This window comes from Streptomyces sp. NPDC020996 (assembly GCF_040641355.1).
Lineage (GTDB): Bacteria > Actinomycetota > Actinomycetes > Streptomycetales > Streptomycetaceae > Streptomyces.
In genome coordinates this window covers 57941-81779 of the sequence record NZ_JBFADM010000039.1, presented here as the reverse complement: position 1 = coordinate 81779, position 23839 = coordinate 57941, and the positions used below count along the sequence as shown (strand labels likewise).

18 protein-coding genes and 5 pseudogenes are annotated in these 23839 nt (G+C 73.0%); 9 read left to right on the top strand and 14 right to left on the bottom strand.

Annotated elements, in window-relative coordinates:
- Positions 1-129 (top strand): annotated as a pseudogene (locus tag AB0G63_RS24980) (electron transfer flavoprotein subunit alpha/FixB family protein); the annotation flags it as partial.
- A 22-nt stretch (positions 130-151) separates the two neighbouring features.
- Here AB0G63_RS24980 and AB0G63_RS24975 read toward each other — a convergent pair.
- The 4 genes and pseudogenes from AB0G63_RS24975 to AB0G63_RS24960 form a co-directional block, all read right to left on the bottom strand.
- A pseudogene (locus AB0G63_RS24975) lies at positions 152-406 on the bottom strand (SDR family NAD(P)-dependent oxidoreductase); the annotation flags it as partial.
- 191 nt (positions 407-597) lie between these two features.
- Positions 598-951, bottom strand: a pseudogene (locus AB0G63_RS24970) (recombinase family protein); the annotation flags it as partial.
- Positions 952-1491: 540 nt separating this feature from the next.
- Positions 1492-2286, bottom strand: coding sequence for a hypothetical protein (locus tag AB0G63_RS24965; protein WP_360754115.1), 795 nt, complete (start codon positions 2284-2286; stop codon positions 1492-1494).
- Positions 2287-2445: 159 nt separating this feature from the next.
- The gene (locus tag AB0G63_RS24960; RefSeq protein WP_360754113.1) at positions 2446-2691 is read right to left on the bottom strand and encodes a hypothetical protein; all 246 of its coding nucleotides are present in this window, start codon (positions 2689-2691) and stop codon (positions 2446-2448) included.
- Positions 2692-3027: 336 nt separating this feature from the next.
- Between AB0G63_RS24960 and AB0G63_RS24955 the strand changes: the two are divergent.
- Positions 3028-3498, top strand: a pseudogene (locus tag AB0G63_RS24955) (transcriptional regulator); the annotation flags it as partial.
- A 60-nt stretch (positions 3499-3558) separates the two neighbouring features.
- Here the strand turns inward: AB0G63_RS24955 and AB0G63_RS24950 are convergent.
- Entirely contained in the window at positions 3559-4134 is a 576-nt protein-coding gene (locus AB0G63_RS24950; RefSeq protein WP_360754111.1) for a PadR family transcriptional regulator, read from the bottom strand.
- A gap of 98 nt (positions 4135-4232) precedes the next feature.
- Entirely contained in the window at positions 4233-5684 is a 1452-nt protein-coding gene (locus AB0G63_RS24945) for a hydrolase (protein ID WP_360754109.1), read from the bottom strand.
- Positions 5685-5964: 280 nt separating this feature from the next.
- On the opposite strand from AB0G63_RS24945, the gene AB0G63_RS24940 reads away from it, so the two are divergent.
- Positions 5965-6228 carry a GlsB/YeaQ/YmgE family stress response membrane protein gene (locus AB0G63_RS24940; protein ID WP_360754106.1) on the top strand — a complete coding sequence of 88 codons (264 nt, stop codon included), beginning with the start codon at positions 5965-5967 and terminating at the stop codon, positions 6226-6228.
- Positions 6229-6506: 278 nt separating this feature from the next.
- On the opposite strand, the pseudogene AB0G63_RS24935 reads toward AB0G63_RS24940, so the two are convergent.
- A pseudogene (locus AB0G63_RS24935) lies at positions 6507-6707 on the bottom strand (GNAT family N-acetyltransferase); the annotation flags it as partial.
- 429 nt (positions 6708-7136) lie between these two features.
- Here AB0G63_RS24935 and AB0G63_RS24930 point away from each other — a divergent pair.
- Positions 7137-8711 carry an alpha/beta hydrolase gene (locus tag AB0G63_RS24930; RefSeq protein ID WP_360754104.1) on the top strand — a complete coding sequence of 525 codons (1575 nt, stop codon included), beginning with the start codon at positions 7137-7139 and terminating at the stop codon, positions 8709-8711.
- Positions 8712-8743: 32 nt separating this feature from the next.
- Here the strand turns inward: AB0G63_RS24930 and AB0G63_RS24925 are convergent, their stop codons facing one another.
- Positions 8744-9169 (bottom strand): MarR family transcriptional regulator, encoded by a 426-nt coding sequence (locus AB0G63_RS24925; protein ID WP_360754101.1) that lies wholly within the window; start codon positions 9167-9169, stop codon positions 8744-8746.
- Between the two features lie 67 nt (positions 9170-9236).
- On the opposite strand from AB0G63_RS24925, the gene AB0G63_RS24920 reads away from it, so the two are divergent.
- The gene (locus tag AB0G63_RS24920) at positions 9237-9683 is read left to right on the top strand and encodes a PaaI family thioesterase (RefSeq protein ID WP_360754098.1); all 447 of its coding nucleotides are present in this window, start codon (positions 9237-9239) and stop codon (positions 9681-9683) included.
- Between the two features lie 259 nt (positions 9684-9942).
- Positions 9943-11043 (top strand): chemotaxis protein, encoded by a 1101-nt coding sequence (locus AB0G63_RS24915; RefSeq protein WP_360754096.1) that lies wholly within the window; start codon positions 9943-9945, stop codon positions 11041-11043.
- A gap of 29 nt (positions 11044-11072) precedes the next feature.
- Here AB0G63_RS24915 and AB0G63_RS24910 read toward each other — a convergent pair whose 3' ends face one another.
- A complete protein-coding gene (locus AB0G63_RS24910) occupies positions 11073-11486 on the bottom strand; it encodes an SsgA family sporulation/cell division regulator (protein ID WP_360754094.1) in 414 nt (137 codons plus the stop codon).
- Between the two features lie 274 nt (positions 11487-11760).
- Here AB0G63_RS24910 and AB0G63_RS24905 point away from each other — a divergent pair, with 274 nt between their 5' ends.
- Positions 11761-13218 carry a SpoIIE family protein phosphatase gene (locus AB0G63_RS24905; RefSeq protein WP_360754091.1) on the top strand — a complete coding sequence of 486 codons (1458 nt, stop codon included), beginning with the start codon at positions 11761-11763 and terminating at the stop codon, positions 13216-13218.
- Between the two features lie 21 nt (positions 13219-13239).
- Here AB0G63_RS24905 and AB0G63_RS24900 read toward each other — a convergent pair whose 3' ends face one another.
- Complete coding sequence (locus AB0G63_RS24900) at positions 13240-14730, bottom strand: hypothetical protein (protein ID WP_360754088.1); 1491 nt, start codon at positions 14728-14730, stop codon at positions 13240-13242.
- Positions 14731-14972: 242 nt separating this feature from the next.
- Here AB0G63_RS24900 and AB0G63_RS24895 point away from each other — a divergent pair, with 242 nt between their 5' ends.
- A complete protein-coding gene (locus AB0G63_RS24895; protein ID WP_360754086.1) occupies positions 14973-16106 on the top strand; it encodes an aminoglycoside phosphotransferase family protein in 1134 nt (377 codons plus the stop codon).
- Positions 16107-16381: 275 nt separating this feature from the next.
- Entirely contained in the window at positions 16382-18352 is a 1971-nt protein-coding gene (locus AB0G63_RS24890) for an N-acetylmuramoyl-L-alanine amidase (protein WP_360754083.1), read from the top strand.
- Between the two features lie 6 nt (positions 18353-18358).
- On the opposite strand, the gene AB0G63_RS24885 is transcribed toward AB0G63_RS24890, so the two are convergent.
- The 4 genes from AB0G63_RS24885 to AB0G63_RS24870 form a co-directional block, all read right to left on the bottom strand.
- Positions 18359-18856 carry a hypothetical protein gene (locus tag AB0G63_RS24885; RefSeq protein WP_360754081.1) on the bottom strand — a complete coding sequence of 166 codons (498 nt, stop codon included), beginning with the start codon at positions 18854-18856 and terminating at the stop codon, positions 18359-18361.
- Between the two features lie 595 nt (positions 18857-19451).
- On the bottom strand, positions 19452-22343 hold the full coding sequence (locus tag AB0G63_RS24880; protein ID WP_360754078.1) for an AAA family ATPase: 2892 nt from the start codon (positions 22341-22343) through the stop codon (positions 19452-19454).
- A gap of 165 nt (positions 22344-22508) precedes the next feature.
- A complete protein-coding gene (locus AB0G63_RS24875) occupies positions 22509-23411 on the bottom strand; it encodes a universal stress protein (RefSeq protein ID WP_360754075.1) in 903 nt (300 codons plus the stop codon).
- Between the two features lie 118 nt (positions 23412-23529).
- Positions 23530-23775, bottom strand: coding sequence for a DUF397 domain-containing protein (locus AB0G63_RS24870; RefSeq protein ID WP_360754073.1), 246 nt, complete (start codon positions 23773-23775; stop codon positions 23530-23532).
- Between the last annotated feature and the right edge of the window lie 64 nt (positions 23776-23839).

Genomic DNA, 23839 nt, shown 5'->3' with positions numbered 1-23839 from the left:
AAGACCATCGTCGCGGTCAACAAGGACCCCGAGGCCCCGATCTTCGACCTGGTCGACTACGGCGTCGTCGGCGACCTCTTCGACGTCGTCCCCCAGCTCACCGAGGAGATCAACGCCCGCAAGGGCTGAGCCGGGCCGGTTCGGGGGCGGCTCACCAGGGCAGTGTGCCCTCGGCGTCGAAGTAGCCCCCGGTCGGGCCGTCCGGTCCGATCCGCGCCATGCGGACGATGATCTCGGCGCCCTGCTCCACGGTCTGCGTGCCGGTCCGGCCGTTCAGGTCCGTGGCCGTGAAGCCGGGCTCCACGGCGTTGATGCGGATGTCGGGCAGCGCCTTCGCGAACTGCACGGTGACCATGTTGACGGCCGCCTTGGAGGACGGGTAGGCCACGCCCGGGTAGGAGTGGGCCCTTGGGGAGTGCGCTTGCCCGTGGGGATGATCAGGTCGGGCTGGATCTGCTCGACGGACTCGCCGAGCGCCTTCCGGCGGAGCACGGTGTGCAGCACGTCCTCGGTGATGACCGGTGGCCGGCCGCCGTGCTTGCCCTTGCGCGCGGCCGTGTCGAGCCCCTCCAGCGTCGACTCCCGGATGTTCTCCCGCTCGGTCTCCGCCATGGCCGTGAAGAACGCGAACAGCAGCTTCCCGGGGCCGGTCGGGTCGTAGCTGCCGGGCAGGGGCCCGGCGAGCATCTCCAGGGCCAGGCCGTGGGCGGTGAGGTGGTCGGCGAGCGCGGTGAGTTCGGCGGCGTCGCGGCCGAGCCGCTTCATCTCGTACACCGTCAGAATGACCCGGCAGTGCGGCGCGTGCGCCTTGATCTCCCGCGCCGTGCGCAACGCCTCCTCGAACTTGGGGCGGACCCGGAGGCGGGTGCTGATTTTCTCGCTGAAGACCTTGTCGCGGGGGATGCCGTGCGCGGTGAGCGCGTCGAGTTGGGAGTCGAGTTCCTGCGTCACGTGGGAGCACCGGGCGTAGCCGATGCGGATGTCCGCGCCCGGGGTGTCCTCGACGACCGGAGCCGGGGGGCGGGGTGCCAGGCCGCCACGGCTGCCCCGGTCCTCGGTCGGCCGGGGTCGGCACCCGCAGCAGCTTGGCGAGCCGGGGCACCTTGGTGAACCGGCCGGTGTGGTAGGCGCCGGCGACCGCGCCGCCGCGCGAGCGGCAGGGCGAGCCAGGCTGGACACCGCAGCGGGGGCAGGGGCGGCGCTCGACGTCGTCCGCGTCGTCCAGCGAGGGGTCTTGATGGACCGTCATGAGCCCGGATCTTCGCGCAATGCAAGTCTCAGAAGGGGGTCCGACCCATTTTTGCGTGAGAACGTGTTCTGAGAACCGATCGAAGATCAACCGGCATCCGGCGACCGGTTTTTGATCTTGCTCGGGCAAAGGGTCGTTTGTGAGAAACAAACATTGGTCTGGAGAGTCAGCCGGACTCGGCCGACTCTCCCTCTTACGAGATCTTGTCTCTCACCAGACGCTTCCGATCCGCAGGTGAGGGGTCAGGCCTCGACCCGCTGCACAGTGATCTCGAACTGCTCCCCAGCCACTTCCCACAGGGCCACCAGCGGGCTGCCTTCCTCCTTGCACTTGCGCATGTACGAAATGCAGAGGCCGAGGTCGGAGTGCGGGCTGCAGAACGCGCGCAGATGCGCTCGGATCCCAGCATGCTCCACGGCCGCGATCGCTGCCTCGATCTCCGCACCCATCGCCGTGTCCTTCGCCTCACGCAGCACGAGGCCGTCGGGGCCCTCTCCGATGCCGGTGGCAACCCGGAGGGCATCGAGAAGAGTTCCGTCGGACGCGATTCTGGCCCGCACCACACACCAAGTCTTCGCGGGCAGGTCCGGTGAGGTGAGGTCGACCCCGTGGCGTGCCGTCAGTCGTGCCAGATCGGCGCCCCTGACTACAGGCCAGCGTTCGTGACCTCGCAGCTTGACGGCCGCCAGGTCTTCCTTGAAAGCGGCTGGGAATTCCACCGCGGCGTCGATCTCGAACTGTGAGCGGCTCGCGTCGAACCGGAGCTCCGGGTAGCCCACCTCGTCGAGCAGCAGCAGGTTCTCGTTGGTTATCGTCTCCCGGCCGGTGAGAGCGGCCGGCTCCAGCCAGGCAGGATCCCTGTTGGACTGGGATTCGGAGAGCCAGCTGCCGCTGTAGTCGGCCGCGTACACCGCGCCGGAATCGAAGTCCGACAGGGGGTGGCCCAGCAGGACGCCGAAGGCCTGCGTCAGTGACGACTCCCAGTCGTCACCAGTTGCGGGGGTGGGGAGGTTGGACATCACGTTCACGACTTTCATGGGATGAGGACCGCGACGACCGTGGACGGGGTCCACGCACGGAGCAAGTGATCAGGACCGACTGTACGAGGAACCACTGACATCGCCTCCGCCGTCGTGAGACATCAGTGGTTCTTCTGGTCCCATTGCGTAGTTCTACTGAGGCCGCCGACTGCGCATCTATGCAGAGAGAGGATCCTCGTCTGCTTCGTCGTCGCTGTGCGGGTCGCGCAGCTGGCGCAGGCCCGGCGCGGGCGGCCGGGTGAAGGCGTAACGGCCGGGGAAGTTGATGTGGTGGTACTGGAGTCGGGAGAGGCGGGCGAGCAACTCGTCGGTGACGGGGAAGCCGTCGGCAGCCAGCCACAGCAGTTCGGGGAAGTCGACCCTCGGCAGCATGCCGTTGACCAACTGCCTGAACGGCGGCATGAGCTTGGGCTCCTCGGCCTTGCTGAGCCCCGCCCACCACCTCCAGCGCGGTGTTGCCCGATAGCCCGGCGGCGACCTGGACATACGCGGCGTGCAGGGCGGAGGCGAGTTCTGCGTGATGAAACCGCGCACGGTGCCATAGCGGGCGAAGTCGTGACCCCGGGCAACAGCACCCGGTTGTTCACCAGCCACACCACCGTCCGGTCGAACAGGGCACGCGGCCCCTCCAACGAAGACCACACCCGCGTACCGGGACACCAGCCTCGACCGCGCCGAAGTCGATGACCTCGACCAACAGGCGGTCCGTGGTCGACGCCTGGTCGGCAATCGAGCACGGCCGCGACGCTGCTGCTGGCCAATCCGATGTACGCGGCGCTGATGGGGGATCCGTCCGGCCTGCGGGGCTTCGAACGCAACGGTGTGTGGCGCAACTTCCTCGGCGTGCCGACCCGGGTCCGGCACACTCCGCAGGAGAAGCGGGCGCTGCTGGTCTCCATGGTCGCCGAACTGCGCGCGACCGCCGCGCGGTATCCCGCCGACCGCCGACTGCGCCGTCTGACAGAGGAGTTGCGGGAGAAGAGCGAGCTGTTCGGCGAGCTGTGGGACGCGGGAGTGGTCGGCCGGCTCGAGTCCTCGCGCAAGACGATCGAACACCCGCAGGTCGGTGTGCTGACGCTGGACTGCGATGTGCTGAGTGTGGCGGGCAGCGATCTGCGGCTGCTCGTGTACACGGCCGAGCCGGGCACCGAGGCGGCCGAGAAGCTGGCGCTGCCGGCGGTCCTCAGTACCCAGAGCATGGCCGAGTAGGACGTCCGGGCAGCACACCGGCGGACCGCCGACACCCCGGCGTCGGGGGCGGGGGCGGACTCAGCGCAGTGCGGAGGCCCGCTGTTCGAGGCGGCGCAGGGCGGTGCGCGCCCACTCGACGTTGGCCCGTTCGAGGGCGAGGCCGCCCAGCAGGGTGAGATAGGGGCCGATGCGTTCGGCGGTGGCGAAGTAGTCGTCCTCGTCGCGTCCGGCGAGGAGGCGTTCCTGCAGGCGCTCGTAGCGGGCGAGCTTGACGGCGGACCGCTCCATGCGTTCGACGACGGCGGCGCGTACGGCCTCGATGTCGCCGGTGTCGCCGATGTCGACGCACTGGACCTTGACCATCAGCTCGTCCCGGATGGCCGTCGGCCGGGCGGGGACGTCGGCGACGTACTCGCGGAGCACCGCGAGACCGGCGTCGGTGAGCGAGTAGAGCCGCTTGTTGGGGCGCCGTTGCTGCTGCACGACCCGCGCGGAGACCAGTCCCTCGCTCTCCATGCGCTCCAGCTCGCGGTAGAGCTGCTGTGGGGTGGCCATCCAGAAGTTGGCGACCGAGGCCTCGAAGCCCTTCGCGAGGTCGTACCCGGATGCCTCGCCCTCCAGGAGCGCGGCCATCACAGCGTTGCGCAATGCCATTGCCCCAAATTAACACCGCGTTGATCAGTGGAGGGGCGGCCGTCGGGCCCGGTGGGGCCCTGGCCGGTCCTCGGCGGACCGGACAGGGCCCCGGCGGGTCAGCTGACGTTCAGCGCCGTGTCGTCGATGACGAACGACGTCTGGAGGGTCGAGCCCTCGGTGCCGGTGAACTTCAGGGTGACGGTCTGGCCGGCGTAGCTCGCCAGGCTGAAGCTGCGCTGCGTGTAACCGCCGGCGGCGTTGAGGTTGGAGTAGGTCGCCAGGGTGCCCAGGACCGTTCCGGAGCTGTTGAGGACCTGGACCTTGAGCGTGTCGTAGGCCGTGCTGGTGGTGGTCTCCGCCGTGTCGACGTGCAGGTAGAAGCTCAGGGTGACGGTGGTGCAGCCGGACGGGATGGTCACCGACTGGGAGAGGGTGTCGGTGTTGGCGGAGCCGTAGCCGTTCAGCCATGCGTAGTAGGAGCCCGTACGGGCCGACTCGCCGGTGGAGTTGGTGATGACGCCGCTGGTGGCGCTCCACGTGGTGGCGCCCGACTCGAAGCCGTTGTTGCCGAGCAGCTGGGCGGCGGTGCAGGTGCCGGAGCCGCCGCCACCGCCGCTGCTGGTGCCCGCGCCGGCCAGCCACGCGGTGGCGTTCAGGGCGAGCGCGGCGTTGGTCGCGCCGGAGTCGTTCCAGCCGTCGTAGAGGGTGTTGCCGGACTGGCCGGTGCCGTCGTCGATGGGCGAGCTGTCGCCCCAGAAGGCGACCCGGCCGCTGCCGAAGGTGCTGGTGGCGAAGAACGCGCCGGTGTTGCCGGAGTAACCGGTGCGGTACAGCAGGCCCTTGACGGAGGAGTTGTCCGACGGCTTCAGGGTGGCGGTGGTGCCGCTGGCGATCAGGCTCTTGGTGACGGTGCCGAAGGAGCCGTGCAGCACGGGGTCGGTGCTGTCGCTGATGGCCGTCGGGTAGTCGGAGCTGATGCTGAGCGAGTCGATGGAGAAGCCGAACGGGTCGGTGGAGTCGACGCTGTTGTTGGTCATCAGGTCGTTGAAGATCTCGACCGCGTCGTAGCCGTCGTTGTTGCGGTCGGCGCCGGTGTGGTCGGAGATCATGAACAGCCCGCCGCCGTTCTTGACGAAGTTCATGATCGCCGTCTTCTCGGCGGCGGTGAAGAGGGTGTTGGGCTCCGGCAGGACCAGCGTGTCGAAGTTCGACAGGTCGGTGGTGGAGGAGCCGCCGTAGCTGAGGCTGGAGCCCGACGGCAGGGTCTTCTGGCTGTAGCTGCCGGTCTTCTGCAGGGCGACGCCCCAGGAGGACAGCGCGCCGGTCCAGTCGGTCTCGGCGGACGGGGAGGAGTTCTGGCCGAGCGGGTCGGGCTGGCTGGTGGAGATGATCCAGTCGGCGTTGCCGGCCGTCTCGGCGTGGGCGTTGTCGAACAGGATGCGGTGGGTGGTGGCCGCGTGGGCGGGCGTGGCGGTGGCCGTGGCCTGCACGGCGGCGCCCGCGGTGAGGAGGCCGAGTGCGGCGAGGGCCGTGGTGAGTCTGTGGCGGAACCTGCTGTGTCCGAGCATCCGGCATACCTCCGTGGGGAGTCGGGGACGAATCGGTGCGGGGGCCGGAACTACGCGCGTAGAAGCAGCGCGTCTGCGCGCGTAGACATCCGGTCGCACGGCACCCGCACGACCGGATCGGTTGAACGGTACATGGCAACATGCTGGCTGAACAGGCGTCTCCGGAATGGTGCGCCCCAAGATTGACCCAGCGTTGGCCAGGGGTTGAACTCGAGCGGACTGTACGGGGTGTGAGGGGGCATGAGCACTGTGCGGGGACCTTGAAGAAATGGGGTGGAGAATGGAGATCTCCGGCATCATCAGTGCCATCGTGATCGGCATCGTCATCGGCGTTCTGGGCCGCCTCGTGCTGCCCGGCCGCCAGCGCATCGGCATCCTGCTGACGATCGTCGTCGGCATCGTCGCCGCGCTGATCGGGTCCGCGATCGCGAACGCGCTCGGCGTCGCCGACACGAACGGCGTGGACTGGATCGAGTGGCTCATTCAGATCGGCCTGGCCGCGCTGGGCATCGCCGCGCTGGACCGGTCGCGGGTACACCGCTGACGGCCTCGGGGACGCGGCAGACCGTTGCGGGCGTGCCGCGGATACGCCGGCGGACGGGCGGGCGGGCCCGGCCAGGCGGGCCGCCGCCCGGCCGCGGGCCGGCGGCCCGCTGACGACCGGCCCCCCGGCTGCCCGCCGTTTGCCCGCCCGACTGCCCGCCGTTCGCCCCTCGTCGGCCGGTCAGCCGGCCTTGGCCAGGGCCGCCAGGCCCTCGCGCGGAGACGGGTGGGCGGGGCTCCAGCCCAGTTCCCGCTCCGCCTTGGCCGTGGAGACCCGCCGAAGTACCCGATCTGCCCGGCGATCGCCGCGCCCGCGCCCGCGGTGTCCGGTCCGGACCAGAGGACGCCGTTCCAGCCCTGTACCGGGGCGACCTGGCGGACGACGGCGCCGACCCGCTCCACGCGGGCGTCCGGGCCGTCCGGCTGGGCCCCTTCGCGCATGCGGCGGTCGTAGAGCGCGAGTACCGGGGAACGGTCCATGCGGTCACTCCGGCATCGGGCGGCGTCCGGCGGCAACGGCATTACGCGGGGCCGCGCCCCGAGCCGTCGCCCTGCCGGCCCACGGCGAGATCGGCGCGCACCGCCGGTCACGGGCGCGGGCGCGGGTGCGGGCGCGGGTGCGGGTGCGGGCGCGGGCGCGGGTGCGGGCGCGGGTGCGGGCGCGGCAGTCGATGCGGGCCGGGATGCGGGCGATGCGGCTCTGCGGGCGGTCTGGGCCGCCTCGGCCGGGGCCAGCCGGTCACCCGGTCACCCGGCGACGTGGCGACGTGGCGCGCATCGGGGCGGCGGGGAGGCTCCTCGGGGCGGCCGGGACCGGGGCGCTCGTCCGGAGGCGGGGCCCGTGGCGTGCGCTTATCGTGAGCGAGGGGCGCCGTTCCACCGGTCCGCGACGGTTCCCTGGAGGCATGGATGGTGGCCAAGCTGTCGAGGCGGTCCGCCGCCCCGCGCCGGGCGCTCACCGGCGCCGTCGGCCTGGCCCTGCTCGGCGCGGGACTGCCCGCGGCGGCCTCCGATCGCGCCGGCCCCGACCTGACCCGGTTCTACGCCCAGAAGGTCGCCTGGTCCAGGTGCGACGGGCCGGACATGCCCACGGACCTGCAGTGCGGCAAGGTCACCGTGCCCCTCGACTACGCCAGGCCCGGGGCGGGGACGCTGGATTTGGCCCTCGCCCGCTACCGGGCGACGGGGAAGAAGCGGGGCTCGGTCGTGCTGAACTTCGGCGGCCCGGGCGGCGCCGGTGTCAACGAACTCGCGTCCGGGGCAAAGGAGTTCATGGGGCTGACGAACAGTTACGACGTGGTGGCCTTCGACCCGCGCGGCGTCGGCAGGTCCTCGCCGGTCAGCTGCGGCAACGGCTCCGAGGAAGCCGCGGCCGCACTCGACGCGGACACGGACGTCAGCGATCCGAAAGCCGGGCTGGAGCTGCTGCGCAAGGCCGCCGCCGCATGCGCGCGCAACTCGGGGCCGGTGCTCCGCCACATCGGCACGGTGAACGCCTCGCGCGACCTGGACGTGATACGCCAGGCCGTCGGCGACCAGAAGCTCAACTACCTCGGTTTCTCCTACGGAACCCGGCTCGGCGCGGTGTACGCCGCGCAGTTCCCCGGCAAGGTGGGGCGGTTGGTGCTCGACGGTGTCGACACGCTGACCGAGCCGCTGGCCGAGCAGGGGCTGGCGGGCGCCGAGGGGCAGCAGAGGGCGCTGGAGGACTTCATCACCTGGTGCACGAAGGACGTCGCCTGCCCCTTCGGACAGGATCCGCGCGCCGCCCGCGAGCAGGTGGTGCGGCTCGTCCGGTCGCTGGACGAGAACCCGGTGCCGACGGGCCTCGGCGGCGGCTTCACCGGGCAGGATCTCGCGGGCGCCATCGGTCAGGCCCTCTACAGCAGGCGGTTGTGGCCCTCCCTGGAGCGCGCGCTCGCCGATCTGCTGGAGGACGGGGACACGCGCGCGGTCATGGGCTTCGCGTCCGCCGGGACGGCCGTTCCCGCCCGGGAGGCTCACCACAGCGGGCTGGTCGACGAGGAGGACGTGCCCGTGGACAACCTCCCGGCGGCGCTGATGGCGGTCAACTGCGCGGACGACCCCGACCGTCCGACCGCCGGCCGCATCACCCGGGACCTCGGCCGGCTGCGCGCCCGGTACGAGGATGCGTCGCCGGTGTTCGGCCGCTACCGGCTCACCGAGGTGCTGATGTGCTACGGCCGCCCCAGGGGCACCGACTTCATCCGCGACGAGGTGCACGACGTCCGGACCCCGAAGATGCTCCTGGTCGGCACGCGGGGCGACCCGGCGACGCCGTACCGGTGGACGGTGGAGACGGCGCAGCGGCTCGGCTCCTCGGCCGTCGTGCTGGACAACAGGGGCGAGGGGCACACCGGTTACGCCTCCGCCAAGTGCGTGCACCGCAAGGTCGACGCGTTCCTGCTGAACGGCTCCCTGCCGGCCGACGGCAGTTCCTGCGGATCGGAGCACGACGACTGAGGAACCGCGGTCACTCACCCAGCGGGTGGCTGTCAGGGCTCCCAGTGCGCGAGGCGGTCCAGGGCGCCGGTGGTCTCGAGGAAACCGTCGTCACCGAGCAGGCCCCGCAGTTCGGCGTTGAAGCGGTCGATCTCCGGTTGCGCGGCCCGCAGGGCGGCATGCCCTCGGTCGCTCAACTCCAGCACCACCGCCCGGTGTTCGCGGGGATGCGCCCGCTTGTGCAGCAGGCCCGCAGTGGTGAGCCGCCCGACGAGTCCGGTGACGGCGGATTCGCGCAGGCCCAGGGTGCGGGCGAGTTCCTGCTGGGTGGTGCCGGGCCGGTCGTGGACCGCGAACAGCGCGCCGAGCTGGGCGGTGGTGACCCCGGCGGCCGCGAGGCAGCGCCGGTCCGCCGTGGTGCGCAGCCGGTGGGCCGCCCGCTGCAACAGGAAGAACAGGCGCTGGTCGGGGTCGGACATGGGCCGATCTTGACAGACCCGACCGGTCCGCGCCACCCTCACTTCACTGATGAAGTGAGGAGAGCCCGTGCCTGGAACACTCGGCCTGGAGCCGGCCCGCGAGACGCTCGCGGCCCAGCCCTTCAGCGCGCTGCTCGGCGCCCGCCTGACGGCGTTCGGCCAGGGCGAGGCGACGCTCGAACTGGACATCCGCGAGGAGCTGTTGCAGCAGTACGGCTTCGTGCACGGCGGAGTGCTCGCGTACGCGGCCGACAACGCGCTGACCTTCGCCGCGGGGTCGGTCGCCGGCAGCGGGCTGATCACCGCCGGGTTCACCATCGACTACCTGCGGCCGGCCACGGACGAGACCCTGCGCGCGCACGCCCGGGTGGTGCGGGCCGGGCGGACCCGCGTCGTGTGCCGGTGCGACCTGGTCACGACCGACGCGGCGGGCGTCGAGACGCTGTGCGCCGTGGCCCAGGGGAGCGTCTCGGTGACCGGCCCCGCGGCCCCGGCCCGCAGCGGACCGGCTTGAGACGGACCGGCCCGCCAGGCACCGGCTCGGCCCGCCGCAGACCGGCCCGGGAAGGGCCAGCCGGGGGCGACCGGCCGCGGAGCGCCCCGCCGCCGGGCGACCGGCCGTGAGGCGACCGGGTCGCCGGGTCGCCGGGTCGCCGGGTCGCCGGGTCGCCGGGTCGCCGGGTCGCCGGGTCGCCGGGGTACCAAAACCCCCGCCCGTTTCACCCCCGACGCCCCCTGATGCCTGATTCGTGAAACGGACCTATCGTGCTGTCATGGAGCACGACCTGAGCCCCGCGTCCCTGTCCGAGCTGCGACGTCCCCGCCCCTATCCGGCCGTGTCCGTGCTGACGCCCACGCATCGCCGCCGCGGGCCGGTGGACGCGCAGGACCGGGTCCGGCTGCGCAACGCCGTGGCCGAGGCCAGGAGGCAGCTGGAATCCGATCCCGCGGTCACCCGGGAACGGCGCACCGACGTGACCCGCCAGCTCGACCTGGCACTGTCCGAGGTGGACCTGTCACGCGCCGAGGACGGTCTGGCGATCTTCGCCGCCCCGGGCGAGCACCAGGTGTGGGCTCTCGCCCGCTCCGTGCCGGAGCGCGTGGTGCTGTCGGACACCTTCCTGACCCGCAACCTCGTCTCCGCGCACGCCGCGGCACGCCCGTTCTGGGTGCTGTCGGTCTCCCCCGACCGCGTCACGCTCTGGAGCGGCGGCGTCAACCGCGTCGTGGAGCACCGGAACGACGGCTTCCCCCTGACCAGACGCCCGGAGAACTTCGACGCCGAGCGGCAGGAGCAGATCGGCGACATGCCGAGCACCTACCGCGACGAGGACACCCGCCACTTCCTGCGCGAGGCCGACGCCGCCATGGGCAGGCTGCTGCGCGAACAGCCGCGGCCGCTGTACGTCACCGGCGAACCGGCCGCCCTGGCGGTCCTGGACGAGGCCGGCGGCGTGGCGAAGGAGGCCGTGCACGCCCCGCACGGGGGTCTCGCGCACGGCAGCCCGGACGCCGTGTGGCAGGCGGTGCAGCCGATCGTCGCCGACAACGAGCGCAGGAGCACCGACGCCCTGGCCCGGGAACTGGTGACGGCGAAGGGCCGCAAAACGTTTGCGGCCGGTGTCGACGAGGTGTGGCAGAACGCGCGTGAGGGCCGGGTACGCCTGCTCGTCGTCGAGGAGGACTACCGCGTGACCGTGCGCGACACCGACGGCGACCACCTGGTCCCCGCCGCGAGCGGCGACCTGGACGCCCGTGAGGACATCGTGGACGAGATCGTCGAGCAGTGCCTGGAGACCGGCGCGGAGGTCCGCTTCGTGCCGGACGGCACCCTGGGCGACGCCGCGGGGATCGCCGGGGTGCTGCGGTACTGAGGCCGCGCCCGGGCGCGGCCGGCCCGGCCTCAGACGCTGCCGAACAAGGCGCTCAGCCCCCGGTCGACGGCCTCGCCGACATCCTCCTGGCCGGCCGCCACGACGGCGTACGTGCGCAGCAGGAACCGGCTCAGGGCGGGCGTGTCGAACTGCAGCAGGGCCAGACCGTACGGCGAGTGGAGTTCCAGCACCGTGCGGGCCCGGCCGCACGGCCACAGGTGCACGTCTCCGCCGCCCGCCGGCCCGTACAGCCCCTCCTCCAGGAGGCTGCGGGCGAAGGTCCAGGTCACCCCCGTGCCGTCGAGGGAGACATCGGGCGGGAAGTCGACGTGCACCGCCAGCGGGTCCCCGGAGGTGTAGCGGAGCGTGGCCGGGACGGGGAGTTCCTGCTCGTCCGCGGTGATCAGGCGACCGCGGGCGGGCTGCTCGAGGGTGATGTCCATGGGTCGGTCTCCCCTGCGGGTCGAAGGTCGGCCGGATTGCCGTGTGGTGTTACGACCTCGCAGGTGCCGTTTGCATTACACCGGAGCCCCCACCAATTGATGTGACCTCCGTCACTTCCGAGTCGGCCAACCGTCCGCGAAGACGGTGGCATATGCCAGAAGCACCACCGGATCGGGTGTTGCCGAATCCCTTACAGCGCGTCGCGGGCTGTGCGACAGTCGTAACGGTCCCTCCGTCCGTCCTGGCCGTACCGTCCCCGCATCGGAGTGCGTCATGCCGTCCCACCTCTCTGCGGACCGCCCCGCCGCCCAGCCGCCGGGACGCGGCTCGGTGGACGCGCTCATATCGCGGATGCGGCGGCTCAAGGGAGACGTGGACGCCGTACGACGGGACACCCACGGCGACGGATCGGACCCTCAGGACCGCTGGCAGCGGGCGCTGTGCGACCTCGCGCTGCACCAACTGGACGATCTCGGAGCCCACTTGGCGCAACTGCGGGACGGCCACCCGGCCGCCTCGCCCGCGCCCGAGCCGTCGGCCGCCGAGCCACCCCCGCCCGATGGCGGCTCGCTGCTCAGCAGGGTGGGCAGCGCGGAGTGGAACCTGCTGACGGACCAGGCCAGTTGGTCCGCGGAGCTGTACCGGATCCTGGGCCGCGACCCCGCCGCTCCCCCGCTCACCCTCGACGAGCTGCCCTCGCTGGTGCTCGACGAGGACCGGCCGCAGCTGACCGCGATGGTGACCGAGTGCCTCGTGGACGCCAGGCCGATCGACGGCGAGTTCCGCGTGGTGCGCCCGGACGGCGAGGTACGCACCGTGCACATGATGGGCGAGCCGGTGCTCGACACCGACGGCGGCACGGCCTCGATGTGGGCCGTCCTGCGCGACGTCAGTGAACTGCGCCGCCACCGGCGTGCGGTGAGCGAGACCCGTGACTCGCTCCGGCACCACCGGCAGCGCGAGCAGACCGAGCACCGGCTTGCGGTCGAGCTGCAGGAGGCCGTGCTGCCGCCATGGCGCGGCTCCCTGCGGCTCCCGCACCGCGGGCCCGAGACCCTGGACCTGGCCGCCCGGTACCTGCCCTCCGCGGTCGGCGCCCCGATCGGCGGAGACTGGTACGACGCACTGGAACTGCCCGGCGGAGAGACGCTGTTGAGCGTGGGCGACCTGACCGGGCACGGCGTAGCCGCGACCTCGGGCATGGCCACGCTGCTCGGCGCGGTACGCGGGATGGCCGTGGCCGGCACCGCGCCCGGCCGGCTGATGTCCTACCTCAACCAGTTGCTCGACGCCACCGTCCAGCCCGCCCTGGGCAGCGCCGTCTGCTGCCGCTACCGGCCGGAGACCCGCACGCTGACCTGGGCGCAGGCAGGACACCCCGCCCCGCTGCTGTACCGCGGCGGGACGGGGCGCGGGCTGCCCGCACCGCACGGCGTCCCGCTCGGCGCGACCTCGGGTGCCGTCTACGGGCAGGCCGAGGAGACCCTCGACGCGGGCGACGTGCTCCTGCTGTACACCGGCGGGCTGGTGCCCGGGCACAGCGGGTCCCCCCGCGCGGGCGAAGCCGACAGCGGAGGAGGAACGGCGGCCCGGAACCCGCTGCTCGACCTGGCCCCCCGGTTCGCCGAGGCACGCAGCGCACAGGACTGCGTGCGGCTGGTCGTGGAGGAGTTCGGGGAGAGCGAGCGCGAGGAGGACGCCTGCGTGCTCGTGGCCAGGGTGATCGGGTGACCGGAGACGTCACCGGTCCTCCTATGCCTGTGCGCTGTCACCCCCCTTCGCCGGCTTCGGCAACGCCAGCCGGATCTCCTCCCGCAGCTCGCTGATCCTCGGGTAGCCGGAGTACTCGGCGGTGAGCCGGTACATCTGACGCAGCCGGTCCCAGGTGCGGTGGGAGGAGTTGGATCCCATCGACATCAGGGCCAGGCGCGCGTACCGGTCCGCCTGTTCGGGGTCGTCCGCGATGAAGCAGGCGGAGGCCATCGACAGGAAGTCGAAGATCTTCGACCGCTGCCGCCCGTCCACCCGCAGGGCCAGCGCCTTCTCCGCGTAGTGCTGCGCGTGCACGGCCGCCGACGGCTCGAACTCCGCGAGCGTGCGGTAGGCCAGGGCCTGCATGCCGTACAGGTCCTCCTCCTTGAACATCTGCATCCAGCTCGGCGGCGGCACGTCGCCCTTGTCGGAGACGAAGAGGTCCTCCGCCTGCCCGAGGGTGCGGCGCATCGCCTGGCCCTTGCCCATCGATGCCTGTGCCCAGGCCTCGATGGTGAAGAGCATCGCCTTGGTGCGGGGCAGCACCTCGTCGCCGGAGCCGGACTTGGCGAGCTTCATCAGATCCAGTGCGTCGTCGGGCCGGCCCAGGTGCACCATCTGGCGGGCCGCCCGGGACAGCGCCTCCCCGGCGCGCGGCCGGTCACCGCCCTCCCTCGCCGCATGGGCGGCGATGACGAAGTACTTCTGGGCCGTGGGCTCCAGGCCGACGTCGTGCGACATCCAGCCCGCGAGGACGGCGAGGTTGGCGGCGACGCCCCACAGGCGCCGCTGGAGATGGTCGGGGTGACGGTAGGCGAGCATGCCGCCCACCTCGTTGAGCTGGCCCACGACTGCCTTGCGTTGCAGCCCGCCGCCGCGAGCCGCGTCCCAGGCCCGGAACACCTCGACCGAGCTCTCCAGTTCCTCGATCTCCTGCGACCCGATGGGGGCGGCCTCGTAGCGGTCGAGCCCAGCGGGGTCGGCGTGCAGGGGATGGTCGGATCGGGGGGCGTCGGCCCTGAGGGCCGGATCGGTGCGGAGCCAGTCGTGCATGGCGTTGCTGAGCGATGATCCCGCGGCGAGCGCGGCACCCGCGCCCACCAAGCCGCGTCGGTTGAGCATGAGGTCCATTCCCGTGAATTCGGTGAGGACCTCGGCGGTCCGTTCGGGCGCCCACGGCACACCGTCGGGATGTTCCGCACTCCCGCCGTGCTGCCGTTTCCCCGCACGCCCGTGCCGGACCAGACCGAGGTCCTCGATGGTCACGACACGGCCGAGACGCTCGGTGAACAGAGCAGCCAGCACCCGCGGCACCGGATCGCGCGGGATCTCTCCCATGTCGATCCAACGCCGCACCCGGGAGGTGTCGGTCGCCAGCTGGGGGTGGCCCATGGCCGCCGCCTGCCGGTTGACCAGCCTCGCGAGTTCGCCCTTGGACCAGCCGGCCAGGCCGAACAGGTCCGCCAGACGGGTGTTGGGTTGTCCGCTCACGTCAAGCCCCCAGGTTCTCGGCTGAGTTGACAGTAGCCCCGGGAGACATGCCGGGCGACTATTCGCCAGGGTTCGCCAGGGTGCGCCAGATGGTGTGCCACTGCGCACCGGGTGTCAGGTAGGAAAGCGCCATCCCGACCCGGCAGCCATCGGTCGTACGGACCCATTCCCCAGGTGTGTCCGGGCCGCCGGGCCGGGCGGCGCACAGACCTCGCAGGCACACGAAGGGATCGCTCCAGCACATGTACGCAGCATCGTCCTCCGTGTCCGCCCCGCCCCGGCCGTTGATCCCCCGCCCGGGGACCGGCGGCCCCTACCTCGCCCCCGCCGCGCGCCAGCCGGCTCCCGCGCTCGGCGCGGGACGGACGCGGCGCGCCCCGGGGATCGGCACCCAACCGCTCAGCGGGAGACTCGACTTGTCCGGCCCCCAGGGCGGCCAGCTGCGCTCGGCGATCGCGTCGGTGCACCGGATCTGCCCGGAGTTCGCCCCGGTCCAGGTGCTGCGCCGCAGCGGGCGGTCCGTGCTCCTGGTCGGCACGACCGGACGCAGCACGGCGGTCGCCAAGTGCTTACTGGACCACTCCCCCGCCCGGGCGGAGCGGATCCGCCGCGAAATAGCCGCATACCGCTCGTTCGTCCGGAACCGCCCGCCGGTGCGCGTACCGAGACTGATCGCGGCGGATCCGGACAACTGTACCCTGGTGATCGAGCGGATGCCGGGGCGGGCGGCGGCGCTCCAGCGGCACCCGGCAGAGGCCCCGCCACGCGCGGACATCAGGGCCGCACTCGGCGCAATCTGCCGGCTGAACGCCTGGAGGCCCCCGGCGGGCACCTTCGACGCCCCGCTCGACTACGCGGCCCGCATCGCCCGGTACCACGAGCTCGGCATGCTGACCGACCGGGACATGGGTGACCTGCAGAAGCTGCTGCACGGCATCGCGCACGCGGCGGGCCGGCAGGGCATGGGCCAGTTCTGCCACGGAGACGCCCTGCTGTCGAACATCCTGCTCTCCCCGGCCGGCCCGGTACTGGTGGACTGGGAGCACGCGGGCTGGTATCTGCCGGGCTACGACTTGGCGACGCTGTGGTCCGTCCTCGGCGACGCCCCGGTGGCCCGCCGCCAGATCAGCCAGCTCGCGCAGTCCGCGGGGCCGGCCTCCCGCGACGCGTTCCTGGTGAACCTGATGCTCGTGCTGACCCGCGAGATCCGGACGTACGAGACGGCCGTGCAGCGGTCGATGCACGAGGCGGCACCGGCAGCGGCCCACCCCGGCGCCATGCCGTCCGGCGAGGAACAGCGGCTGGTCCTCAGGCGGCTGCACGACGACTGCCAGCTGGCCCGGCGGGCGGTACGCGCGGCGGTCGGCACCCGCTGAAACGGGGCGAAGGCCCGTGGCGCACCCCTGGAAACCGCCGAGGGGTGCGCCACGGGCCTTCGCGCGCGCAGGGCTCCTCGCACCGGCCGCATCGGTCTACGCCACTGACGCCCCGCAGGCCCGCACGCCACCGCCGCGAAACCTTCCCATCGTAGTGTCGACACGCTAATTCCCCTGCCCCTGGGCATGATTGACGGATAGTCGGACAGCGGGTACCACTGACGGACCGCTGGGCCCGCACGCCCCGCCACGCTCGTCCTTCCCAGGAGGCCGCATTGCGAGGATCCGCCCCCGCCCCCATACCCGCGCCCGGTCACAGACGCGCCCGCACCACCGCCGGCGCGCTCGCCTGCGCGGCGCTGCTGCTGCCGTTACTGGGCGCGGCCCCGTCCCAGGCGCAGCCCTCCGCGGACCGGCTGCAACAGGCGTTCGCGTCCGCGTCCGCCGAGTACCACGTCCCGCAGAGCGTGCTGCTGGCCGTCTCCTACCTGCAGTCGCGCTGGGACGCCCACGGCGGGGCGCCGAGCGTGACCGGCGGCTACGGTCCCATGCACCTCACCGACGCCCGCACCGCCCTCGCCGCGACCCCGCACCACAGTGAGGGCACCGAGGACGCCCGCGGCGACGGCGCCCGCCCGGCCCTGCATCCCGCCGCCGAGGTGCCCGCGGACTCCGAACTCCCGGCCCGCCTGAAGACGTTGCCCAAGGCGGCCGAGCTGACCGGCATCCCGGCGGAGAAGCTGCGCACCGACGAGGAGGCCAACGTGGCCGGCGGCGCCGCGCTGCTGGCCGCCGCGCAGCAGGACCTCGGCGAGCCGCTCAGCGACGACCCGGCCGACTGGTACGGGGCGGTGGCCCGCTTCTCGGGCGCGGACGACACGGCTACGGCGGCCGCCTACGCCGACGACGTCTACGACGTGCTGCGCACCGGCGAGGAGCGCACCACCGACGCCGGGCAGCAGGTCGTGCTCACCGCCCGGCCCGGCGTGGACCCCGACACCGCGCAGCTCGGCGAGACGGGTCTGCGCACGGTGTCCGCCGCCGGCACCGAGTGCCCGAAGTCGGTGTCCTGCGAGTGGATCCCGGCGCCGTACGAGGAGTTCGGGGACGGCGACTACGGCAACCACGACCTGGGCGACCGGCCCGCCTCCCAGAGCATCAGGTACATCGTCATCCACGACACCGAGGGCGGCTGGGACGGCGTCCTGAACCTGGTGCAGGATCCGACGTACGTGTCGTGGAACTACACGCTGCGCTCCACGGACGGTCACATCGCCCAGCACGTGAAGGCGGAGGACGTGGCCTGGCACGCGGGCAACTGGTACGTCAACGCCAAGTCGATCGGCCTGGAGCACGAGGGCTTCCTCGCCTCGCCGGACGCCTGGTACACGGAGGCGATGTACCGGTCGTCGGCGCGGCTGGTGAGGTACCTCGCGGCGAAGTACGGCATCCCGCTGGACCGGCAGCACATCCTCGGCCACGACAACGTGCCCGGCCCGACCACGTCGACCGTCCCCGGCATGCACACCGACCCGGGCCCGTACTGGGACTGGCGGCACTACTTCGCACTGCTCGGGCACCCCTTCAGGCCCACCGCCGGCAAGGGCGGCGGCCTGGTGACGATCCTGCCCGACTACGCGGCCAACCAGCCCGTGTACACCGGCTGCGTCACCAAGGGCGAGCCCTGCGCGGCGCACGGCTCCAGCGAGGTGCGGCTGTACGCCGACCACGACGAGAACTCCGCGCTGATCAAGGACGTGGGCCTGCACAAGGGCGCCGACTCCACCATCGACGTCAACGACGTGGGCTCACGGGTCTCCACCGGCCAGCAGTACGCGGTCGCGGACCGCTACGGCGACTGGACGGCGATCTGGTACCTCGGCCAGAAGGCCTGGTTCAGGAACCCGCGGCAGAACCCGACGGCGGTGCCGGCCTCGGGTCTGGTCGTCACACCCAAGGACGGCCTGGACAGCGTCCCGGTGTACGGGCGAGCCTACCCGGAGGCGTCGGCGTACCCGGCGGGAGTGCCCGCACAGGCGGTCGCGCCGCTGCCGTACACCCTGCCGCAGGGGCAGCGGTACGTGGTCGGTGACAGGGTGCCGGGCGAGTACTACTACGCCGTCACCTACACCACCGACTCCCACCGGGTGGTGGTCGGCCAGGACCTGTACTACGAGATCCAGTTCGGTCACCGGGTGGCGTTCGTGCGCGCCGCCGACGTGCGGGTCGTGCCGGCCGGTTCGTAGCCCGTCTCAGCCCTGCTGGAAAAGCTCCGCCGGGAGCGGCTTCAGCAGGGCGTACAGGTCGTCGGTGATCGGGCGGTCCCAGGCGGCGATGGTCACCAGGACGTTGTCGCTGCGGTCGAACTGCACGCAGGAGATGCGGCTCTCGGAGAGCTTCAGGCGGCGCACGATCAGCAGGTTGTCGCCCTGCATGACGGGGACGTCCTCGACGCCGACGACGGTCACCTCCTCGTCGTTCTCCAGGGCCAGGAGCAGTTGGGCCACCTCGAAGGGGACCTCTCCCTCGGCCACCTCGCGGGCCGGGGAGCCCTCGGGCAGGTTGCCGATGATCATGGCGGGGCCGCGGCCGCCGAACAGGTCGTAGCGCAGGAAGACGCCCTGGCAGGTGCCGTCGGGGGCGGGCAGCAGTCCGGCGCCGAGATTGCCGGGCCAGTCGCCCGGGTCCATGGCCAGAACGTCGAAGTCGGGCCCGGCGGGAGTGGCGCTGCGGCGGCGGAGGAACGACATGCCGCCCATGGTACGGCCACGGAGCCGCTCGGTGACGCGTGGCCTGCGACGTCACCGGCACACACCCCGCGACGCCCCGACGGCCCGCCCCGGACGGATCCCCCCACCGGCGGCCGGCCCGCCGGTCCGGCCCCGACGGACGGATCACGGACCGAGACGCACGGGCGATACCGGACCACACGGACGAGCCGCGACGGCCCAGCGGGCCCAGCGGACCCACCGACCCTTGGGGGACAGCAGACCGGACAGACCCGCGCGGGCCGAGGGACCGTGACGGACGGACGGGCCACGGCGGAACGTCGGACACCGACCGGCCGCGACGAGCCACCGGACGCCAACCGGCCTCGACGGGCCGGCGGACAGGGCGGACCAGCGGGGCCGCAGTTGACCGACCGGACGTTGGGTGGAGCAGACCGGGCAGACCCGCGGGCCGAGGGACCGTGACGGACGGACGGGTCGCGGCGGGCCGTCGGACACCGACCGGACGCCACCTGGCCGCGACGGACCATCTGGCCGCGTTGGACCGGCCGGTCGTGGCCTGGGTGGGCCCCGGGGTCTGGGGGTCGGGCCGGGGAGCCGGGCGGGGCGGGTGGTGTCAGGTCGGGGCGAGCGCTGCGGCCAGGCCCGTGCTCTCCGTGCCGATCTTCCGGTAGACCGCGGACAGCAGGCGGACCACCTCCGCCTCCGCCACGCCCAGTTCCCGCGCGATCTCCGGCTCGGTGCGGCCCCGGGCCGCGAGGTCGGCGGCGGCGCGTTCCCGGGCGGTGAGGGTGTGGACGGTGTCCGTACCGGTCGCGTGCGGCCTGCGCGGGCGCAGCCCGGCCGCGGCGAGTTCGGCGCGGGCCGCCTCGGCGAGACCGTCGGCGCCGCACTGCAGGGCGGTGTCGAGCCCGCGGTAGAGGTGCTCGGCGGCGTCCGCGGGGCGGCCGGTGCGGCGCAGTTCGGTGCCGAGGGCGACGAGCGCGCGGGCCAGTTCGTAGGCGGCCGGGGAGCGCTCCAGGTGGGCGACGGACTCCTCCAGGTACTTCACACGCATCGCGCCCGGGGACACCTCGGCGGCGGTGCGCAGGGCCTGTCCGACGGCGGACGGGGTGCCGAACTGGCGGGCGCGGGCGAGCGCTTCCAGGGCGGTGGCGACCGCTCGCTCGGGGTCGTGGTGGCTCTCGGCGCGGGCGAGGTGGAGCTGCCAGGGGCACCAGGCGGGGTTGCGGATGCCGCGCGGGTCCAGGCGGCGGCCGGCGGCGGCCAGTTCGGCGGCGGCGTCCTCGCTCCGGCCGCGGGCGAGCAGCAGTTCGCCGTAGACGGTCTGAACGTCGGGGAAGACCACCGCGGACGGGAAGGGCTTGGCGAAGCCGTAGTCGTCGGCGGTCCGCGCGGCCTCGTCGACGCGGCCGCGGGCGAGGAGCACCTCGACGAGGATGCCGACGGCGTACCAGTGGGCGGGGGTGCCGGGGCCGACGCGTTCGGCGAGCCGGAGCCCGTCGCGCACGAAGTCCTCGGCCTCGGCGAGCCGGCCGCGCCGGTAGCGGACGTAGGCGAGCAGCGTGTAGGCGAAGGACATGTGGCCGCCGCGCCAGCCGCGGCGTTCGTAGTCGGCGATGCCGGTCTCGAAGAGTTCCTCGGTACGGCCGGGGCGGTCGGCGTACATGAAGGTCAGGGCGACCAGGACGGGCACCTCGAAGCCGCGGTCGGGCTCGGCCCAGCAGAGTCCGCCGGCGAGGGCGCGTTCGGCGTGGTGCACGGCGGTCTGGGCGCGCTCCCCGCGCAGGATCGCGTCCCAGGCGCGCAGGCCGATGATGTATCGCTCGGTGAGGTCGCGGCCGTGCAGGCGGTCGGCGAGCCGGGCGAGGCGGCGGGAGCGGGAGGGGTGGTCGGGTTCGTCGGCGCGGAAGGCGTCCCACATGAACTGCTCGGCGACCATGCGGAGTCTGACCCGGGCGTCGCCGGTGGTGCGGATCTCGCGGGCGAGGGTCTCGGACGCCTCGGCGAGGCGGTCGCTGTGGGCGAGGACCTGGGAGAGCCGGTAGACGATGTTCTGCCGCAGGCGGGCGTCGGCGATGGGCTGTTCGAGGGCGGCCCGCAGGTGGTTGACGGTGGTGGCCGGCTCGGTGAGCAGGGAGGCGCTGCCCAGTTCGTACAGCACGGCGGCCCGCTCCGCGGGGGGCGGGGGTTCGCTCAGGGCTCGCGCCAGGTAGCTGCGGGCGGCGTCGGGGGCGCCGGCGCGGAGGGTCTCGACGGCGGCGGCGCGCAGTTGCCGCACGACCCAGGGGTCGCCCTCGGGGTGGGTCTCCAGGAGGTGGCGGGCTGCGGCGGAGGGGCCCTGCCCGTCGTCGATGACGCACCAGGCGGCCTGGCCGTGCAGGGCGACGCGGACGCCGGGCGGGATGGCCCGGTAGACGGCGGTGGCGATCAGCGGGTGGACGAACTCGAGGGTCTCGACGCCGGTGAGGATGCGGGCGCCGCGCAGCGCGTCGGCGGCGTCGGCGGCCTCCTCGTGGCCGAGTCCGGCGACGGCGGCGGCCAGCCGGGGGCGTATCTCGGTGCCGAGGACGGCGCAGGCCCAGGCGAAGCGGACGGTGGAGGAGCCGAGGCGGTCGAGGCGGTCGACGAGACCACTGCCCTTGACGGCGGCGGCGAGGTCGCGCAGCAGGTGCGCGCCGGCCCCGGTCGGGCTGAGGCCGCGGTCGCGGACCTTGGCGACGAGTTCCACGGTCTCGAACGGGCTGCCGCCGGTGACGGCCCAGCACTCGCGGCAGAACGCGTCGTCGGCGTGCGCGCCGAGCGTCTCCCGGACGAGGCGGGCGACGGCGGCGGCGCTGAGCGGCTCGAGGCCGATGGGCCGGCCGCCGGCGCGTCCCGGCAGGCCGCGGAACGACTCGGCGTGGTCGGGGAGTTCGTCGGGCCGGTAGGCGACGACGAGCAGCAGCGGCAGTTGCTCGGCGCGGGGCGCGAACCCGGCGAGCCAGCGCAGGGACTCCGGGTCGGCCCAGTGGGCGTCGTCGAGGACGACGGCCATGGGGGCGCGCCGCACCGCGAGGTGGGTGAGCACCCAGTCGAGGCCGTCGCGCAGGCCCTGCTGGTCGGGCGGGGCGCCGTCGGTGGGGGCGCACAGGCCGAGTGCGGGGCCGACGATGTCGTACCAACTGCCCAGCGAGGCACGCAGTTCGGACTCCGACGACCCGGCGAGCTGCGGTTGCAGGAGCTGGCGGGCGACGTGGAAGGCGACGCGCTGCTCCTGGTCGCCGCCGCGGGCGGAGAGCACGGTGCAGCCCTTCGCGACCGCGCGGCGGCGGATCTCGGCGAGGAGGGTCGTCTTGCCGAGCCCGGCGCGTCCGGCGAAGGCGAGCAGGCCGCCGCCGGGCCGGCCGGCGGGCTCGGCGCGGTCCGGGCGCAGGCCGGCGAGTTCGCCCAACGCCTCGTCGACGGCAGCGAGTTCGCTGTCCCGTTCGAACAGGGTCCTGCTGTTCCGCGCAGCGTGCCGCACCATGATGTACCCCCTGTCACGGTGGTGCGCCGGCGCGGGGAGCGGGCGCGTACCGTGATCCACAGGCACCTCAGCGTACGCCTCGCGGGTGCCCGGCGTCCCGCCGCGACCGTTACTGACCGAAGTGGGACCGGGACGTTCCGCCGGGGTACCGGCGAGGGCCCCGTCTCACTCCTCCGGGGGTGCGGGGGGCACCACCGCGACCGGGCTCGCCGCGTGCAGCAGGACGGCCTGGGTGACCGAGCCCATCATGCGGGCGGGGGCGAGCAGGCGGCGCCGGTGGCGGCCCACGACGACGAGGTCGGCGTCCCTGGAGGCGGCGACCAGATGGCCGGCCGCGTCCCCGGCCGGCACGTGGGGCACGGCGCGGACGTCGGGGTGCCGGGTGCGGTGCGGGGCGAGGAAGCCCTCGGCGAGGCTGCGGGTCTCGGCCTCGACCGCTTCCTGGCCGACCACCGGGGGCAGCAGCTCGCCGGGGGCCACCAGGGTCTGCACCGGCCACGCGTAGGCGGCGACCACCTGGAGCACGGCGCCGCGCAGGGCGGCCTCGGTGAAGGCGAAGGCGAGGGTGGCCTCGTCGGGGCCGTCGACCTGGAGGCCGACGACGACCCGGGGGCCCGGCTCGGGCGGGCCGTCGCCGTGCACCACGCGTCCGGGCCGGGGCACCACGACGACCGGGCACTCGGCGTCGCGGGCGGCGGCCATGCCGTTGGAGCCGAGCAGCAGGCCGGCGAAGCCGCCGCGGCCCCGGGAGCCGAGCACCAGCAGTTGCGCGCCGGAGCCCAGTCCGGGCAGCAGGACGCCGGCGGGACCGTCGAGCCCGACGTACTCGACGTCCGGCGCGCCGGTGCGGCCCGCCAGGCGGGCGCGGACCTGGTCGAGCACGGGATCCTGGTCGGCGTCCGGCGGACCGGCGGCCAGGATGTCGGGCCGGGCCCAGGCGGCGTACTGCCGCACATGGACCACCCGCAGCGGGGCCCCGCGCCTGCGGGCGGCTTCCATCGCCCAGTCGAGGGCGCGCAGGCTGTCGTCAGAACCGTCGACCGCCGCGACGACCGGCAGGGTGTTCATGGGTTCCTCATCTCCGGGATACGACCTTTCTCCCGGAACCAGCCTCGCTCAGGCACGGCCCCGGGAGAGTCCTGAGGGTCGCGTGTCCGGAAATACGGGCGGAACACCGTCCGCCGGTTCACGTGAGGTCGAACTCACCCTCCCTCGCGCCCGACACGAAGGCACCCCACTCCGCGGGGGTGAAGATCAGGGAAGGGCTCTCCGGGCGGCCGCTGTTGCGCATGGCGATGAATCCCTCGACGAAGGCGATCTGGACATCTCCCAGGCCACGGCTGCTCGAGTGCCACTCGGCGTTGCTGAGGTCAAGCTCCGGCTTGTCCCAGCCCGCCAGCGGCGACTGCTGCTGGATGGTGCTCTCGGCCACGTCCGTGCTCCTCCCGATGTGCGTCGTCCGCGGCCAGCCTAGCGATCGGCTCCGGCCACCGACA

Coding starts and splice junctions, on each gene's coding strand:
- AB0G63_RS24880 (WP_360754078.1), bottom strand. CDS start 22,343: ATGGTGCGGCACGCTGCGCGGAACAGCAGGACCCTGTTCGAACGGGAC.
- AB0G63_RS24875 (WP_360754075.1), bottom strand. CDS start 23,411: ATGAACACCCTGCCGGTCGTCGCGGCGGTCGACGGTTCTGACGACAGC.
- AB0G63_RS24950 (WP_360754111.1), bottom strand. CDS start 4,134: ATGGCATTGCGCAACGCTGTGATGGCCGCGCTCCTGGAGGGCGAGGCA.
- AB0G63_RS24945 (WP_360754109.1), bottom strand. CDS start 5,684: ATGCTCGGACACAGCAGGTTCCGCCACAGACTCACCACGGCCCTCGCC.
- AB0G63_RS24930 (WP_360754104.1), top strand. CDS start 7,137: ATGGTGGCCAAGCTGTCGAGGCGGTCCGCCGCCCCGCGCCGGGCGCTC.
- AB0G63_RS24965 (WP_360754115.1), bottom strand. CDS start 2,286: ATGAAAGTCGTGAACGTGATGTCCAACCTCCCCACCCCCGCAACTGGT.
- AB0G63_RS24925 (WP_360754101.1), bottom strand. CDS start 9,169: ATGTCCGACCCCGACCAGCGCCTGTTCTTCCTGTTGCAGCGGGCGGCC.
- AB0G63_RS24915 (WP_360754096.1), top strand. CDS start 9,943: ATGGAGCACGACCTGAGCCCCGCGTCCCTGTCCGAGCTGCGACGTCCC.
- AB0G63_RS24885 (WP_360754081.1), bottom strand. CDS start 18,856: ATGTCGTTCCTCCGCCGCCGCAGCGCCACTCCCGCCGGGCCCGACTTC.
- AB0G63_RS24895 (WP_360754086.1), top strand. CDS start 14,973: ATGTACGCAGCATCGTCCTCCGTGTCCGCCCCGCCCCGGCCGTTGATC.
- AB0G63_RS24960 (WP_360754113.1), bottom strand. CDS start 2,691: ATGCCGCCGTTCAGGCAGTTGGTCAACGGCATGCTGCCGAGGGTCGAC.
- AB0G63_RS24910 (WP_360754094.1), bottom strand. CDS start 11,486: ATGGACATCACCCTCGAGCAGCCCGCCCGCGGTCGCCTGATCACCGCG.
- AB0G63_RS24940 (WP_360754106.1), top strand. CDS start 5,965: ATGGAGATCTCCGGCATCATCAGTGCCATCGTGATCGGCATCGTCATC.
- AB0G63_RS24905 (WP_360754091.1), top strand. CDS start 11,761: ATGCCGTCCCACCTCTCTGCGGACCGCCCCGCCGCCCAGCCGCCGGGA.